This is a genomic window from Streptomyces sp. NPDC022552 (assembly GCF_055561875.1).
In genome coordinates, this window is the sequence record NZ_JBVHGJ010000020.1 from 15,352 (window position 1) to 31,758 (window position 16,407).

General features: G+C 74.2%; 12 protein-coding genes. 5 read left to right on the forward strand and 7 right to left on the reverse strand.

From position 1 onward, the window contains the following. Positions 1–7: 7 nt before the first annotated feature. Both ACZ3OF_RS33645 and ACZ3OF_RS33650 read right to left on the reverse strand, forming a co-directional pair. The gene (locus ACZ3OF_RS33645; protein WP_467308628.1) at positions 8–448 is read right to left on the reverse strand and encodes a roadblock/LC7 domain-containing protein; all 441 of its coding nucleotides are present in this window, start codon (positions 446–448) and stop codon (positions 8–10) included. Then, entirely contained in the window at positions 445–3,276 is a 2,832-nt protein-coding gene (locus ACZ3OF_RS33650; protein WP_467308630.1) for a sensor histidine kinase, read from the reverse strand. Before ACZ3OF_RS33650 ends, ACZ3OF_RS33645 begins: the two co-directional genes overlap by 4 nt. A gap of 427 nt (positions 3,277–3,703) precedes the next feature. Here ACZ3OF_RS33650 and ACZ3OF_RS33655 point away from each other — a divergent pair, with 427 nt between their 5' ends. After that, positions 3,704–4,126 carry a hypothetical protein gene (locus ACZ3OF_RS33655; protein ID WP_361678844.1) on the forward strand — a complete coding sequence of 141 codons (423 nt, stop codon included), beginning with the start codon at positions 3,704–3,706 and terminating at the stop codon, positions 4,124–4,126. 96 nt (positions 4,127–4,222) lie between these two features. On the opposite strand, the gene ACZ3OF_RS33660 is transcribed toward ACZ3OF_RS33655, so the two are convergent. From ACZ3OF_RS33660 to ACZ3OF_RS33680, 5 genes are all read right to left on the reverse strand, one after another. Next, positions 4,223–8,977 (reverse strand): hypothetical protein, encoded by a 4,755-nt coding sequence (locus ACZ3OF_RS33660; RefSeq protein ID WP_467308632.1) that lies wholly within the window; start codon positions 8,975–8,977, stop codon positions 4,223–4,225. Between the two features lie 41 nt (positions 8,978–9,018). Then, positions 9,019–9,927 carry a hypothetical protein gene (locus ACZ3OF_RS33665; protein ID WP_361678788.1) on the reverse strand — a complete coding sequence of 303 codons (909 nt, stop codon included), beginning with the start codon at positions 9,925–9,927 and terminating at the stop codon, positions 9,019–9,021. After that, positions 9,924–10,316: a hypothetical protein gene (locus ACZ3OF_RS33670; protein WP_361678785.1), complete on the reverse strand. Its 393-nt coding sequence runs from the start codon at positions 10,314–10,316 to the stop codon at positions 9,924–9,926. The genes ACZ3OF_RS33665 and ACZ3OF_RS33670 overlap by 4 nt, the downstream gene beginning before the upstream one ends. Then, positions 10,313–11,839 carry a hypothetical protein gene (locus tag ACZ3OF_RS33675; RefSeq protein WP_361678782.1) on the reverse strand — a complete coding sequence of 509 codons (1,527 nt, stop codon included), beginning with the start codon at positions 11,837–11,839 and terminating at the stop codon, positions 10,313–10,315. Before ACZ3OF_RS33675 ends, ACZ3OF_RS33670 begins: the two co-directional genes overlap by 4 nt. 110 nt (positions 11,840–11,949) lie before the next feature. Further along, positions 11,950–12,654 carry a GntR family transcriptional regulator gene (locus tag ACZ3OF_RS33680; protein ID WP_361678779.1) on the reverse strand — a complete coding sequence of 235 codons (705 nt, stop codon included), beginning with the start codon at positions 12,652–12,654 and terminating at the stop codon, positions 11,950–11,952. Between the two features lie 173 nt (positions 12,655–12,827). On the opposite strand from ACZ3OF_RS33680, the gene ACZ3OF_RS33685 reads away from it, so the two are divergent. From ACZ3OF_RS33685 to ACZ3OF_RS33700, 4 genes are read left to right on the forward strand one after another with little or no spacing between them, the layout of a single operon-like run. Next, positions 12,828–14,108 (forward strand): MFS transporter, encoded by a 1,281-nt coding sequence (locus ACZ3OF_RS33685; protein WP_361678776.1) that lies wholly within the window; start codon positions 12,828–12,830, stop codon positions 14,106–14,108. 49 nt (positions 14,109–14,157) lie between these two features. Continuing rightward, positions 14,158–14,922, forward strand: coding sequence for a LamB/YcsF family protein (locus ACZ3OF_RS33690; RefSeq protein ID WP_361678773.1), 765 nt, complete (start codon positions 14,158–14,160; stop codon positions 14,920–14,922). Continuing rightward, a complete protein-coding gene (gene pxpB, locus ACZ3OF_RS33695) occupies positions 14,919–15,545 on the forward strand; it encodes a 5-oxoprolinase subunit PxpB (protein ID WP_467308637.1) in 627 nt (208 codons plus the stop codon). Before ACZ3OF_RS33690 ends, pxpB begins: the two co-directional genes overlap by 4 nt. Beyond that, positions 15,542–16,405 carry a 5-oxoprolinase subunit C family protein gene (locus tag ACZ3OF_RS33700; protein WP_467308639.1) on the forward strand — a complete coding sequence of 288 codons (864 nt, stop codon included), beginning with the start codon at positions 15,542–15,544 and terminating at the stop codon, positions 16,403–16,405. The genes pxpB and ACZ3OF_RS33700 overlap by 4 nt, the downstream gene beginning before the upstream one ends. Positions 16,406–16,407: the final 2 nt, after the last annotated feature.

A 16,407-nucleotide genomic window follows, 5' to 3' on the forward strand; every position in this document is an offset into this window, starting at 1 on the left:
CCCCCACTCACCCTCCGGTGGACAGGCCGGAGCGAGGCGCCGTCCCCAGGTGGATGCCGACCCGCTTGACCATCAGCGTCATCTCGTAGGCGACCTGGCCGACGTCCGAGTCGGCGTCCGCGAGGACGGCGAGGCAGCTGCCGTCACCCGCCGCCGTGACGAAGAGGAACGCGTCCTCCAGTTCCACGACCGTCTGGCGGACCTTGCCCGCCTCGAAGTGACGGCCGACGCCCTTGGCGAGGCTGTGGAAGCCGGAGGCGACGGCGGCGAGGTGCTCGCCGTCCTCCCGGGTCAGGTCCCCGGAGGCACCGGTGGCGAGTCCGTCGCTGGAGAGCACCAGGGCCTTGCGGATGGATCCGACCCGCTGGACCAGCTCGTCGAGGAGCCAGTTCAACTCGCCGTTGCCGTTTCCGGAGGTGTGGGTTGCTGCGGCGTTCGGTGCGGTCATCGACCGTCCCCCTCGGGTGTCGTTCCTGGTGCTGTGGTCTCGGCGTTCTGCTGTCGTCCGCGCTGCCAGCCGCGCTGCATCGATGCCATGCGGTTGCGCACTTCCTCGGCGTCTCGCTCGAAGTCTGCGGCCGCCGGGGCGGTGGAGCCGCCGATGGCCTCGGAGTCGGTGCGGTCGCCCGTGCCGCGCAGCTGAGGCGCGAGGCTCGCCTGCCGGACCCGGCGGGGCAGGCCGCCGAACGGCGCGGGGCCGTCCGGCGACACGGGCCCGGCGGGCGGTACGGGGCCGGCGCCGGCGGGCGGCACCGGCGTGACGGACGGTACGGCCCCGGCGGGCGGCACCGGCGTGACGGGCGGTACGGGTACCAGGTTGGGCGGGGTGCCCGGTGCCTCGGTGTCCGGGGCGGAGGCCGGGTGGGCGCGGCCCGGCTCGTCGACCCGGCGGCCGTGGTCCACGACGAGCGTCGGCGGGCGGCGGCGGGGCAGCGGCACGATACCGCCGCGGTCGTGGGCCGCCCGGTCGGGCGACTGGTCCGGCGCCTGCTGGTGCTGCTCGCCGCCCGGGGCGGGGGCGAGACCTCGACGGTTGCCACGGGGCCGGAAGAGTCCACCGCGCTCGCTCTCGGTGTCCTCCAGGTCCGCGGCCGACGGGCCGAGCAGCTCGTCGAAACCGGAGGCGCCGAGGGGTGCTTCGAGCTCGACGGGTCCGTCGAGGGGGACGTCGAGCGAGTCGTCGAGCGGCCCGTCCAGCAGCGAGGAGCCCGCGGAGCGCCGGGAGCCGCCGGTCGTCGACGCGCCGCCCGGCACCTTGGTGAGCGCGGGGCGGCGGCCCGGCTGGTCGCCGGCGCCGCTCGGCCGTCCCTGGGGTCCGCGCTCCAGGGGCGGGCGGTCCACGGACGCCCGGTCCAGACGGAAGCCCGCGCCCTCGGTCTCGGGGGCGTCGGTGAGCAGGGCGGCCGGGATGAAGACGACCGCGGTGGTCCCTCCGTACGGCGAGGGCTGGAGCGAGACCCGGACGTTCTGGCGCTGGGCGAGCCGGCTGACCACGAAGAGGCCGAGGCGGTCGGTGTCGGAGAGCTCGAACTCGGGTGTCTCGGCGAGGCGGAGGTTGGCGTCGAGCAGCAGGTCGGGGTTCATGCCGAGGCCGCGGTCGTGGATCTCCAGGGTGAAGCCGTTGGCCACCCGTTCGCCGAGGACCTGCACGGCGGTGTGCGGTGGCGAGAACACGGTGGCGTTCTCGAGGAGTTCGGCGATGAGGTGGGTGAGGTCGGCGACGGCGGGGCCGCCGACGCCGAGCCGGGGCAGTCGGCGTACCTCGATCCGCTCGTAGTCCTCGACCTCCGCGACCGCCGCGCGCACCACGTCCATCAGCTGGACGGGCTTGCGCCACTGGCGGGAGGGCGCGGCGCCGGAGAGGATCACCAGGCCTTCGGCGTGGCGGCGCATGCGGGTGGTCATGTGGTCGAGGCGGAACAGGTCGGCCAGTTCCTCGGTGTCCTCGGTGCGCCGTTCCATGGTGTCGAGGAGCGTCAACTGGCGGTGCAGGAGGACCTGGTTGCGGCGCGCGAGGTTGACGAACACCTCGGAGACACCGCGGCGGAGCTCGGACTGCTTGACGGCGGCCTCGACGGCGGCCCGCTGGAGGGTGTTGAGGGCCTGTCCGACCTGGCCGACCTCGTCGTCCTCGTACCGCAGATGGGGTACCTCGGTCTCGACGTCGACGAGCTCTCCGGCGGCGAGCCGGCGCATCACGCTGGGCAGGCGTACGCCGGATACCTCCTGGGCCTCCTTGCGGAGCCGGCGCAGGTCGCGGACGAGGGCACGGCCGATGCGGACGGAGACGACGACGGAGACGAGCAGGGCGAGGAAGCCGAGGACGCCTGCGACACCGGCCTTGAGCAGCACGCTGTAGGCGGCGGGCTGGACACGGTCCTGGTAGCGGTCGCCGGCCGCGGTGTTCTCCCGCGCGAGGTCGTCGAGGACCGGGGTCGCCCATTGCTGCCACCTCTCGGCGGTGACGACGCGCGGGTCCCGGGTGGGCCCCGCCGCGATCAGGTCCTCCTCGGCACGGCGCAGCGTCTGGGTGTCGGGGCTGCCCCAGTACCTCTCGAATCTCTCGCGCTCGGCGGTGGGCAGGACTTCGAGGTTCATGTCGTAGATGAGGTCGCGCTGGGCGATGAGATCGGCGACCGCGCGGATCTCCTCCGCCGTGACGCGTTCGGAGATGAGCGCGGAGACGACCAGCGCGTCTTCGCGCGCGAGCATCTCGCGGCCGCGGGTGACGCCGACGAGGGCACGGCCCTGCTTGTCCATCTCGACGTTCTCCAGCGCGTGGAGAGTGGTGAGGAAGCTGTAGCAGGGGTCGACGAGCCGGTTGTAGAAGCCGAGGGCCTGGATCCGGTCGATGCTGCGGTTCTCCACGGAACGGCGCAGCGCGTCGAGGCCGTCGAGCGCCGTGAGCAGGGAGTCGAGACGCTGCGAGGCGACGGGCCGCATCTCGCTCCGTACGCCGGACTCGGCGGCGTTCCGGCGGATGACCGCGAGCTGACGGTCGGTCGCCTCGCGCTGGGTGCGCAGCGTGGTGAGGGCGTCCGAGGCACGCGGGTCGGCGAGATAGACGAGCGACTGGCGGCGTTCTTTCTGCAGGACGCGCGCGGTGTCCTCGATCGGGTAGCCGACCTTGTCGACGATGTAGCCCACGTCGAGGAGTTGGTCGGCCTCGCGGCTGGTGAGGACGGTCGCGAAGCCCCAGAGCCCGGTGAGGGAGACGAGCGGTACGAGCAGCAACGCCACGATCTTCCGGCGGATGGACTTCCCGCGAAAGCGCATGGCCTCCCCCAGTTCGGCCGGCCTCCGCCCGGCGCGGAGGTCCTCCTTGCGACGCGCGGCGTCAACACACAGCGTCAACACATGGCGTCAACCATCAGCTTCAACAAACGGCGGCGCGAGCCTACTACTGCATCACAGCCAACTCGAAGGCGCATCTGGGCGATTTTCAGCCTCCCGAGTGAGCGTTGATCAGGAGATGTCCTGGTATTCGGGGAGTTGGGCTTCGGCGCTGTGGCGCAGGACACTCGACTCCAAGGCACGGGCGACCTGCGGGGGATGGCTGGAAGTGTTCGTTCCGGTACGAAGGCGGGGAAACCTTTTGCCCTCGTCGAGCGTCATTGTGTGCGGGGAGGGGTGTGTCCGTGTAAAGCCACAAAAGACGGGCAGCCACCCCTGAGGACGTTCAGCGGTGGGGAGTGACGAGACGATGGAGCACGAGGCGCGGTCCGCGCGGCAGTTGTGGGTGGAGGACGAGAAGGGCCGGCGCAGGTTGCCGGACCCGGTGCGTACCGCCGCCGTACGAGCCGTGATGATCACGTCGGTGACACTGATACAGGCGATGGTGGCCTTCCTCTGCGCGGTCACGAGTTCGTGGCTCGCGTTTCCGACGCTGCTGACCACGGTCGGCAGTACGGTCGTGGCGACCTGGAGCGTGCTCGATGTGTGGGTGACGCGTCAGGTCTGGCGGCAGCGCAACGGTGTGGTGTCCGAGCCGAGCAGTGCGGTTCGGATGTCGCGGCGTGAGCGGCGCCGGGCGCAGAAGGCCACACGGGCGGCGGAGGCCGATCCCGGTCAGGGTGCCGCGGCGATACGACGTGCGGAAGCGCCGGCGCTGTCCGAGGCGGCCTGAGGCACGGCCCGTGCCTCGGGCTCGCTGAGCCGGCCCGAGGCACGGGAGTACGACGAACGGCCCGGCCCCACCAGGGGGCCGGGCCGTTCGTCGTCGTCACCGCGTGACGGGTTCCTCCACCGAGGAGCGCCGGAACATCCGGGTCGCCGTGATCTCGCCGTGCACGCCCCCGTCCTCCGCGGTGGGCTGCGGAAGGCCCGGGCGCAGATGCTCCTCCACGCTGATGTACTTCAGTCCCGCCCGCAGGTCCGCGTCGTTGCGCAACCGGATGACCAGGGGGAACTCCGCGAGCGCGGTCGTGTCGAACAGACCGGTCGTGTACAGCAGCTGGACGCCGAGGGCGTCCGAGACGGCCCGCTGCAGTTCGAGGAGGTACGTGGCGTTGGCGCGGCCGATCGGGTTGTCCAGGAACAGCGTGCCCGCGTGGCGGTGCTTGTCGCGGCCCCGGTCGTTGGAGCGCAGCGCGGCCATCGTGCAGTAGAGCGCGATGGCGGCGGTGAGGAGCTGGCCGCCGGAGAAGACGTCGCCCATCTGTCCGACCGGTACGCGCTCGGCCCGCAGCACGGCGTCCGGCTTGAGGATCTCCACCGCGATGCCGCGCGGCTCCAGCGCCGCCTGAACGCCCCGCAGGAGCAGGGACATGCCGTCGCGGCGCAGGTCGGAGTTCTTCTTGACGGCGGCGCGGGTCGCCTCGTCGATGACCTCGCCCAGCCGCTCGGTGAGGGTCGCCTGGTCCGGCTCCTCGAAGCGGATGCGCAGGAACTCCTGGCCCGACCACTCGCCGAGCCCCTCGGGCAGCCGGGACAGCCGCTGCGCGGAGCGGAGCGTGGTCAGTGCGGACTCCACCAGGCCGCGGAGCCGGTCGACGATGGAGTCGCGGTTGCGCTCCAGCTGCTCCAGCTCGTCGGTGAGGACGCGGAGCCGGGGCGCGAAGGCCTCGGCCCACTTCGCGGCGTGCTCGGGGAGCGCGGCGGCGGGCAGTTCGCGGATCTGCTGGCGGGCGGGGGTGCGGACCTGCTCGTAGCGGGTCGAGTTGGCGTGCCGGACGAGGATGTCGCTCGCCTCGCGCACGGCCGCGTCCGCCGCGGAGAGCTCGGCGGAACAGGCGCGCAGCGAGCGGCGGGCCTCGGCGGCCGTCTGCCGGGCCTCCTCCAGCGTGCCGGGGTACGTCTCGGGCCCGTCCTCCTCGTCCTCCGTGTGGTCACGGAGGAGGTCGCGCAGGAGCGCCGCGGACTCGTCGAAGCCGCTCGCGGCGTCCTCGGAGGCGCGGTGGGCCCGCAGGAGGCTCGCGTGCGCGGTGCGCGCGGCTTCCAGGGCGTCGCTGCGGGAGGCGAGTTCGGTGGTCGCGGTACGGAGCAGGGTCTGGGCCTGCTCGGCGTCGGCGGGGACCAGCTCCTCGGGGAGCTCGGTGTGCGACGCGCCGTCCTCGGGGGCCAGCCGCTCGGCCTCGCCGCGCAGCCGGCCGAGCTTCTCGCTCGCCTCGGAGGCCCGGGTCTCCAGCATCTGGACGAGCGCCTCGGCGCGCGCGGCGGCGGCCTGGCGGGACGGGCCGTCGGCGCCGTCGGTCGACTCCAGGAGCTGCTCGGCGCGGGTGCGGACCTTGTTGGTGAGGCGGTCGAGCTCGGCGAGCGCCGCTGACTCGTCGCTCTCCGCGCGCGCCTGCTCGGCGCGGAGGTCCGCACCGACGCCGACCTTCTCGTACAGCTGGGACGCGGCGCGGTACGCCTCGCGGAGGGTGGGGAGCGCGGTGCGGGGCGCTGCCGGGTCCTCCTCGGGGAGCTGGTCGGGTGCCCCGGCGATCTCGGCGCGTTCGGCGCGCAGGGCGCGGGCGGTGCGGTGGGCGTCGTCGGCGGCCCGCTGGGCGGCCCGGCGGTCCTCGTCGGCGGCGCGGGCACGCTCCAGGCAGGTCTGGGCACGGGCCTCGGACTCGGCGGCGTCGTCGGCCAGTTCGCGGAGCTTGGCCTGCCAGGCGGAACGCTCGCGCAGCCGGAACGCGAGGCCCGCGAGGGCGTCGGCGACGCGGCGGGCGCGCTGGGCGGCCTCCTGGCGCTCGTCCCGTACGCGAGCGGCGTCGGCGGCGGCCTCGTCGGCCTCGGCCCGTACCGTACGAGCCTCGGCGAGGGTCTCCGCCGCGGCCTCGGCGGTCTCCCGGGCGGTGGTGGCGACCGCGGCCAGCTCGGCGAGCATGCCGGGCGGGCAGTCGGCCCGCCAGGAGCCGATCCGGGCGGCGAGGGAGCGGTCTCCGGTGAGCCGGGCGGCGAGCGTACGGATCTCCTCGTCGCGCGCGGCGGCGCGGGCGCGCAGGGCGTGCCGCTCCTCGTCGGCGGCGTGCTCGTCGTGCATGGCCGGGTTCGGCGGGACGAGGAAGACGCCCTGGTCCTCGCCGGCTTGCGGGCTCGGTACGGGGGCGAGGAGCGCGGCGGCCGTGCCGACGGCGACGGTGGAGCGCGGCAGCAGGGCGGCCGTGCTCAGCACCTCACGGGCGCGGGTGTACGAGACGGGGTCGGTGATCACGACGCCGTCGACCAGCTCGGGGCGGGCGGCGAGGACGGCGGCGTGGTCGGCGGGGTCGACGGCCTGGGCGAGGTAGCGCCAGCCGGGGAGGGCCGGGATGCCCTGCTCGCCGAGGTACTCGACGGTGGCGAGCACGTCCGGTCCCGGCGGAAGCAGTCCGCCGTCGCCGAGCGCGCCGAGGATGCGGGAGTCGTCGGCGGCGGCGGTGCGCAGGTCGAAGAGCTGGCGTTCGGCGGAGGCGATGGACTGGTCGAGGAGCCGGCGCAGTTCGTCGGCGTTCCGGTCGAACTCGGTGACGGTGAGCGGGCCGTGGGTCCCTTCGGGGCCGGTCGTCCCGGCGGGGCCGAAGGCGGTGTCCGCGTCCGTGCCGGGCTCGCTCGGGGCGCCTTCCGCGCCGGGAGCGCCCTGCGACCCGCCCGCGGCCGGGTCCGCGGCGGCCGCTCCCGCGCCGGCCTCCCCCGCACGCTGGCCCGGCAGCGGGGCCGTCGGCCGGGGCGGCAGGCTCAGGAGTTCGGCGAGGCGGTCGTCGGTCGCGAGGGACTCGGCGGCGCGGCGCTCCGCGTCGTACGCGTGCTCGGCGGCCTCGGCGGCGTCCGTGGCGCGGGCCGCGGCGAGTTCGGCGCGGGACTCGGCGGCGGCGGCCTCGCGGGCGCGGTCGGCCGCGGAGCGGGCGGCGTCGCGGGCCGCGTCCCAGGCGGCGACCGTGGTCTTCTCGGCGTCGCTCGCGGCGAGGGCCGCGCGGGCCGGGTCGGCGTCCGGGGCGGAGTCGTCGAGCCAGCCCGCCCGTACGGCCTCCGCGGTCTCCTGCTCGACCTCGGCGAGGCGCTGGCGCAGGTGTCCGGCCTCGCTGCGGGCGCGCTGGGCCTCGGTGGCGGCGACGGTGGCGTCGCGGTGGGCGGTCTCGCCGGTCTCCTGGAGGGCCGCCGAGCGCTCCTCCTCCTCGGTGGCGTGGCGCTCGCCGTCCTCCGCGGCGGCGTGCAGGGCCCGTACGAGGTCGGCGGCGGCCTTGGCGCGGGCGGCGAGCGCGGGCGCGGCGTCGCGCTCGGCCTCGCGGATCGCGGCGGCCACGCGCGCGGAGCGGTCGCCCGCAGCCCGGTGGCGGAGCACGGCTTCGGCAGCCTGCCAGGCGGAGTGCAGCGTACGGGCGTCGGTGAGTTCGCGCCGCTGGGAGGCGGCGCCCTTCTCGGCGACGGTGAGGGCCAGGGAGGCGTGCCGGTAGGCCAGTTCGGCAGCGATGAGGGAGCTGCGGCCACGGCTCGTCTCGGCCTCGGAGACGGCGTGCGCGGCGGAGGTGACCTGCTGGGCGAGTTCGGCGGCGCGCGAGCGCTCCTCGGTGGCGCGGGCGGAGAGACGGCGGGCGAGCGTACGCGTGCGGCGCTCGGCCCCGGCGTGGATGTCACGCGCGCGTGCCCGGGTCTCGGCGGCTTCGACGATGCGGCCGAGGAGGTCGACGGAACCGGCGGTGAAGTCGCGTTCCGCGGTGAGTTCGGCCCGCCGTCCGAGCTTGTTGCCGAAGCCGCTGACGAGGTCCGCGAGCCCGTCGGTGTCACGGGTGTCCGTGACCGCCCGGAGCAGCAGGTCGGTGAAGTCGGAGTCCTTCTTGACCGCGAAGAGGCCGGCGGCCTCGCCCTCGTCGGCGTTCATCTCGCGCTGGTAGCGGAAGAGTTCGGGGTCGAGGCCCAGGTCGCCGAGGTGCTCGTTCCAGCGGTCGTGGATCTCCTCCCAGTAGACCTCCAGGTGCGGGTACGCCTTGCCCGCGTCCGTGAGGGCGTCCCGGAAGCCCTTCATGGTGCGGCGGCGGCCCTGGGCGCCGGACGCGCCCTCGACGGGCGGGCGGACGGACGTGGCCTCCGCGACGGGGAGGTTGTCCAGGCTCAGGCCCGGGCCGGGACGGAAGGAGTACCAGGCCTCGGCGAACTTCCGCGGGTCGTTGGAGACCTGCCGTCCGCGCCACTCGCTGGCCTTGCCGACGACGACCAGCTCGCCGGTGAGGGTGTGCTGCCACTCCAGGGCGACGTGGCCGCAGTCGTCGGCGAGCAGGAACTTGCGCAGCACGCCGGAGCTGGCACCGCCGAGGGTGTTGCGGTGGCCGGGGAGCATGACCGAGAAGATCAGCTTGAGCAGTACGGACTTGCCGCCGCCGTTCTCCAGGAAGAGCACACCCGCGGGGGCGGGACGGCGCGGCGGCCCGACCGGCTCCTCCTCGAAGAACTCCGCCTGGGTGGGGGCGGGGTGAGGCACGGGCGCGCCGACTCCGCGCAGGTCCAGGACGGTGTCGGCGTAACGCGCACCGGCGGGACCGATGGAGTAGAGGCGGACCCGGGACAACTCGTACATGGCGGACTCTCGTCGACTGGTTCTGTGATTACGCGGGGCGGTTACGCATGGAACGGGAGGCCGGCGTCGGCGGCGAGCTCCAGGTCGTCGCCGTCGGGCGGCGGCAGGAGGGTCGCGGAGCCGTCGCTGACCGGGACGACTCCGAGGTCGAGCAGCTCGGCCATGGCGGCGCTGCCGGCCATGTCACGGACCTGGAGCTGATAGCGGGCCGTGGTGCGGTAGGCACCGCCCGCGTCGTCGCCGGTGCGCTGGAGGAAGCCGGAGTCGGTGAGGAAGGCGACGGCCTTGCCGACGATGCCGGTGGTGGAGCCGGCGAGACGGCGGGCGTCCTTGGTGGCTCCGGTGGAGCTGCGGCGGGCGTAGATCCGCCAGGCGGCCTCCAGGCCGGGGGCGTCGGAGGCGGGGTCGGTGTTCTCGCCCTGCCGCTCGGCGCGCTCTTCGAGGCGGCGGCAGGCCTGGCGTACGAAGGCGTCGACGCCGTTCACGGTGAGGCGGCCGATGTACCCGTCGTCGGCGAGGTCCTCGGGCCGGGGGAACGCCATGGCGGCGACGGCGAGGTGGGCGAGACCGTGCAGGAAGCGGTCGGCGGAGTCGGTGGAGGCGCGGCGGGCGTAGTCACCCATGCGGACGGCGAAGACCGAGTCCTCGCCGGCGGTGACGGCCATGCCCGCGCGCGGGGAGACCTCCAGGACGACGAGCCCGAGCCCGGTGGCGACGGCGTCGGCGAGGCGCGCGAAGGCGGGGTCCTCGCGGTAGCGGCGGAGCAGCTCGGTGTACTCGGCGTCCCGGGCGGGCAGCAGCTTGGGCTGCAGCCCGAACGACACGAGCCGCGCGGCGTCGGCTGCGTCGGCGGGCGTGACGGGTGCGGCGACGGCGTGCGGTGCGGCAGCGGTGTGCGGGGGCTCCGGCTCGCTCCACGCGGCGGCGTGCTCGGCGTGGTGTTCGCTCACGGCTGGGGCTCCTCGGGACGGCTGTCGGTCGGTGGTGCGGTGGGTTCGGGGCGGGGCAACGGCAGGCGGACGGGCGTCACGCTCACGGCGCGCCGCCGGGGCGGGGTCTGGATCCCCGGCTCGGGCGCGCGGGCCGGGGTCAGCCGGACGGCGCGCACGTACGGGGCGGGGCTCCGCCGGCCGGAGGCGGGCGGGGGCACCGCCGCGGCCGGGTCAGGGTCCGGGGCGGGGACACCCTCGTCCGGAACCACACGCGCTTCCGCGGGGACCACCTCGTCCGGAACCGCACGCGCTTCCGCGGCCGTCTGCGCCGTGGGCACGCCCTCGGGCTGCGCGTCAGGCGTCGAGCCGGGCAGTACCTCGGGCAGCGGCGACCGGTCGGTGGTCATGAGGCCTCCGAGCGGTCCGCCGCCATACCCAGCGCGTCGAGGAGCGCCGTACCCACTATCAGGTCGGCGCCGCCGAACTCCGGGTCGTCGAGCTGCGTACCGTCGTCGACCGCGAAGAGCAGCCGCTCCTCGCCCTGGCGGTACGCCGTGCCGACCGGCGGGCTCGCCGCGTGGACGGCGAGGAGCGCGACCAGGTACGGGAGGTCGGGGTCGCGCAGACGGGCCTCGGCGAGCAGTCCGGAGAGCCGGCGCGGGGCGTCGTGCTCCAGGTCGAGCAGCTCCATCGCGCTCGCCAGCTGCTCCTCGCTGAAGCGGCTGTCGTCGGGGGTGGCGATCAGGTCCGGCTCGGGCATCTCCGCGCCGAGGTGCTCGCGCTCGACGGGCGGGGTGAGGAGCATCTCGACGAGGTCGCCGACGCGCACGGACGCCGGGGTGCGCAGCCCGGTACCCCGCGCGAAGAACGCGTCCGTGACCTTGATCGCCTGCTCGACGGGGAGCGGCAGGATCGGCGCGACCAGCTGCCCGTAGAGGTCTATGCCGGTGTACGAGGTGGGGGCGGCGAAGGCCTGTCGGTCCTGCTCCGCGCGGAAGAGCGGGCCCGCCTCGAGGAGCCGGGACTGGAGCTGGGTGTGGCGGCGGATGCAGTCCTTGACGATGTCGACGAGTTCGGCGGCGCGGCGCTTGTGCTCCGGGTCCTCGGCCTCGTCGCGGGCCTTGCGGATGTTGGTGAGGATCGCGTTCTCGTGGCGGTACCGGTCGGCGACGTGGTCGAGCGCCTCGGCGATCATGTCCGGGACGGCCTGCAGCCAGTCCACCGCGCGTACGTTGCGCCGGGTCGCCTCCAGGGTCTTGCGGAGGGTCTCGGCGTACTGCACGGTCCGGTACCGCGCCTGCTCGGCGGCGAGCTGGGCATCGGCGAGCCGGCCCCGGCTGATCAGGACCTCCAGCTTGACCTCGGCGGCGATCTGGGCGCTGGTGACGTCGGTGTCGAGAGCGCCGACGAGGACGTTGACCGCTTCGTCCGTCGTACGGAGATAGACCCCGCCGCCGTAGCCGGGGACCTCTTCGATCAGCTTGAAGTCGTAGTCGCGGCGGGTGTAGACGCCGTCGGCGCCGAACGTGCCGTACACGGCGCGGAAGCCGCGGTCCACGCTGCCGACGTTGATCAGGTTCTCCAGGACCCAGCGGGCGACGCGCTCGTGCTCGGCGGCGGGGCGGGCGGGGGCCTGGGCGCCGACGCGGGGCAGGAGGCGGGCGACGATCTGCTCGTGGTCGGCGCCCGTGTCGAAGTCCATGTTGAGTGTGACGAGGTCGATGGCGGCGAGGGCGACCTCCGCCATCGCGTAGACCGAGTACTCACCGGCCAGGTTCGCCTTGCGCGCGTCCAGGTCGTGCAGCGGGGCCGTGCACGCGAGCGCGCGAAGCCGCCGCGCGAGCCCTTCGTCGGCGGCCGGACCCTGCGCGGGCCGCGGCCCCGCGCTGAGCTGGGGCGGAACGAAGTCCGTCGAGGCAGGCGAAGTCACGGTGCACAGATTAGGTCCTCGAACTGACAACGGTCGAAACGGCGCAGATGCGACCCCGTCGGCCGGCGGGACGTGGTAGCGCGGAGGCGACCCGCCGGACCCGCGCCCGCTCAGGCGTCCGGGGGCTCCGGCTGCTCGACCGCCTTGGCGTACGCCTCGACGATCCGGGTGCGGGAGTCGTCGAGGTAGCGGGCCAGGAGACGTTCCGCCGTCGCGCGCTCACCGGCACCCAGGGCGTCCAGAATCTCCCGGTTTCGTACGAGATAGGGCTCGTGGAGGCCGCGGGGGTCGTCCACGGTGTGGAAGGCGAGGCGGAGTTCGGCGAGGACGCTCCGCATCAGCTCGTCGGTGCGCGCGCTGCCGGCCAGGGCGACCAGTTCCCGGTGGAAGTGGATGTTGGCGGTGGAGACACCCTTCCAGTCCTCCGTACGCGCCGCCTCCACGCCCTCCTGGACCGCCGCGACGAGACCGTCCAGGGCGTACGGCGACTGCCCCAGGCCGCGGACGACGGCGCATTCGACGAGGCGGCGGGTGCGGTAGATGTCGGCGACGTCCTCGACGGCCAGGACCCGGACGAAGACGCCCCGGTTGAGCTCGTGGACGAGCAGCCGCTCGTGGGTGAGCAGGCGGAACGCCTCGCGCAGTGTGTTCCGGGACACTCCGAGCGCGCCGCCGATGCTGTCCTCGGAGAGCCGGGTGCCGGGCGGGAAGAAGCCCTCGGCGATCCGGGTGCGCAGGATGTCCGCAACCCGTTCCGCCGTGCTGGTCCGCCCGAGCAGCGCCCGGTCGTCCGCGAGTTCGCCGATTCCGCCCACCGCGCCTCGATTCGTTCGTCGTCCGCGGCCGAGTCAATACCAGGTCCCGCGCGGAAACAAGAACGTGACGACATACCTCTTGTCGGATCGTTGAACGATCCCCTACGTTGACGACACCGCACGGTCCTCGAGTACGTCACTCAGCACGCCTCCTCCCCCTCTGCGAGGTGCACATGAGCACGGCACAGACCAAGCAGCAGCCCCAGGGCGAACGGCACGACGACACGGGCGCGTTCGCCTGGCTGCGGGCCCTCGGGCCGCGCGGCCGGCGTGCCTTCGGCGGCGCGTTCGGCGGATACGCCCTGGATTCCTACGACTTCTTCACGCTGCCGCTCTCGATGGTGGCCATCGCCGCCTACTTCAGCCTGGACAAGGGTCAGACCGGTCTGCTGACCACGGTCACCCTGGTCGTCTCGGCGATCGGCGGCGCGCTGGCGGGCATCCTTGCGGACCGTATCGGCCGCGTGAAGGCGCTGATGATCACCGTCATCACCTACGCGCTCTTCACCGTCCTCTGCGGCTTCGCGCCCAACTACGAGACCCTGATGGTCTTCCGCGCCCTCCAGGGCCTCGGCTTCGGCGGCGAGTGGGCGGTCGGCGCGATCCTGGTCGCCGAGTACGCCTCGGCCAAGCACCGGGGCCGTACGCTCGGCGGCATCCAGAGCGCGTGGGCGGTCGGCTGGGCGCTCGCGGTGATCGTGTACACCCTGGTCTTCGCGTTCGTCGACGCCGACCTGGCCTGGCGGGTCATGTTCTGGACCGGTGCCCTGCCCGCGCTGCTCGTCGTCTACGTCCGGCGGAACGTCGAGGACGCCCCGCAGGCGGCCGAGATCCGGCGCACCGCCACCGAGCGCGGCTCGTTCGCCGCCGTCTTCAGGCCGGATCTGCTGCGCACGACGCTCTTCGCGGTGCTGCTGTCGACCGGCGTCCAGGGCGGCTACTACACCCTCGCCACCTGGGTCCCGACCTTCCTGAAGACCGAGCGGGGACTGACGGTCGTCGGCACCGGCGGCTATCTGGCGTTCCTCATCTCCGGGGCCTTCATCGGCTATCTGACCGGGGGCTACCTCACGGACGTCCTCGGCAGGAAGAAGAACATCGCGCTCTTCGCCGCCCTGTCGGCACTCTCCGTCCTCGCGTACACGAACATCCCCTCCGGGGCGAACACGCTCCTCCTCGTGCTCGGCTTCCCGCTCGGCTTCTGCATGTCGGCCATCTTCAGCGGCTTCGGCTCCTTCCTCGCCGAGCTCTACCCGACGGCGGTACGGGGCACGGGGCAGGGGTTCACGTACAACACGGGCCGCGCGGTGGGCGCGGTCTTCCCGACCCTGGTGGGCTTCCTCGCCGAGAGCTGGGGCGTCGGCGGCGCGCTGGTCTTCGGGGCCATCGGCTACGGCCTCGCGGTCCTCGCCCTGCTCGGCCTCCCGGAGACCCGCGGCCGGGAACTGGTATGACACCGGCGGCCCTCATGTCCCGGGCCGCCGGGGAACGAAAGGAACGGCCATGACCTGGGCCTCGATCGACCTCAACGCCGACCTCGGAGAGGGCTTCGGCCGCTGGACGCTCACCGACGACGAGGAGCTGCTCTCCGTCGTCACCAGCGCCAACGTGGCCTGCGGCTTCCACGCCGGGGACGCGGTCACCATGCGCCGCGTCTGCGAACTGGCGGCCGCGCGGGGCGTACGGATCGGCGCCCAGGTCTCGTACCGCGATCTGGCCGGCTTCGGGCGCCGCTCGATGGATGTCCCGGCGGACGAGCTGGCGGCCGAGGTCGCGTACCAGATCGGCGCGCTGGACGTCTTCGCCCGCGCGGCAGGTTCGCGGGTCTCCTACGTCAAACCCCACGGCGCGCTCTACAACCGGGTGGTCCGCGACGAGGAGCAGGCGGCGGCGGTCGTCGACGGGGTGCTTCTCGCGGGCGGCGGGCTGCCCGTGCTCGGCCTGCCCGGCTCCCGGCTCCACGAGGCGGCCGCGAAGGCGGGGCTGCCGGTGGTCGCCGAGGCCTTCGGCGACCGGGCGTACACGGCGGACGGCTCCCTGCTGCCACGGGGGCAGGAGGGGGCGGTCGTCGCCGATCCGGCGGAGGTCGTCGAACGGTCGGTCTCCATGGCCCGGTCCGGCGTCGTGACCGCGCACTGCGGGACCTCCGTCGCCGTGCGGGCGCGCTCGCTCTGCCTGCACGGGGACACCCCGGGCGCGGTGGGCATCGCCCGGCGCGTGCGCGCCGGGCTGGAGGCGACCGGAGTCACGGTCGAGGCGTTCGCGTGAAGGCGCGGCGCGTGTTCCGGGTGGGCGAGCGGGCGCTGCTCGTCGAGTTGGGGAGCGGCACGGAGACCGAGGCGTTCCACGCCGAACTGCTGCGCCGGCGCGCGGGCGGTGCGCTGCCTTCCGTACGGGAGATCGTCCCTGCGGCGCGGACGGTGCTGCTCGACGGGGTCGACGCTCCGGACCTCCTGGCGGGCCAGTTGCGGGAGTGGACGATTCCGCCGCTCCACGCGCGCGTGGAGCGGGCCGTCGAGGTGCCGGTCCGCTACGACGGTCCTGACCTGGCCGATGTCGCCGCGCTCTGGGGGGTGTCCGTGGAGACGGCGGTACGGATCCACTCGGCCACCGAGTTCCGGGTCGCGTTCTGCGGGTTCGCGCCGGGCTTCGGCTATCTGACCGGTCTCGGCGAGCCGTACCAGGTGCCGCGCCGGGCCACCCCGCGCACGTCCGTCCCGGCCGGTTCGGTCGCGCTCGCGGGGCCGTACACGGGCGTGTATCCCCGCTCCTCCCCCGGCGGCTGGCAGTTGATCGGCTCCACCGACACGGTCCTCTGGGACGCGGGGCGCGAGCCCGCCGCGCTGCTGACGCCCGGCGCGCTGGTGCGTTTCGTGGTGGAGAGCCGGTGACCGATCGTGCTGTCGCCGTCGTACGGGCCGGAGCGCTGACCACCGTCCAGGACCTCGGCCGGACCGGTTTCGCGCATCTGGGCGTGCCCCGCTCGGGGGCGCTGGATCCCGGCGCGGCGCGACGGGTGAACCGTCTGGTGGGCAATCCGGAGGACGCCGCGGTCCTGGAGACCACGATCGTCGGGTGCGCGGTGCGGCCCCGGTGCGCGGTCACCGTCGCCGTGGGCGGCGCGCCGTGCCCGGTCACCGTCGACGGCCGGCCGGCCGCCTGGGGCACGGCCGTACGGGTGCCGGCGGGCGCGCTCCTCGACATCGGGGCGGCCACCCACGGCCTGCGGGCGTACGTGGGGTTCGGCGGCGGGATCGCCGCCGAACCCGTCCTCGGCAGCCGCTCCACCGACCTGCTGTCCGGGCTCGGCCCGGCGCCGCTCGCGGACGGGGCCGTACTGCCGCTGGGAGCGGAACCGGGCGTACGGGGGCCGCTCGACGCTCCTCCCTGGCCGGGCCCGTCAGACGAACTCGTCCTGCGGGTCCGGCTGGGGCCGCGCGACGACTGGTTCACAGAGGGGGCACTGCGCACCCTGGCCACGCGCGCGTACCGGGTGTCCGCCGCCTCCAACCGCATCGGCCTGCGTACCGAGGGGCCACCCCTGGAGCGGGCGGTCACGGCCGAACTCCCCAGCGAGGGCATGGTCCTGGGGGCGGTGCAGGTGCCCCCGGACGGGCGGCCCGTGGTCTTCCTCGCCGACCATCCGACCACCGGCGGCTATCCGGTGGTGGCGGTGGTCCGGGAGGCCGATCTGGCCGCGGCGGCGCAGGCCGTGCCGGGGACGGTGGTGCGCTTCGTGCCGACGGGCTGACG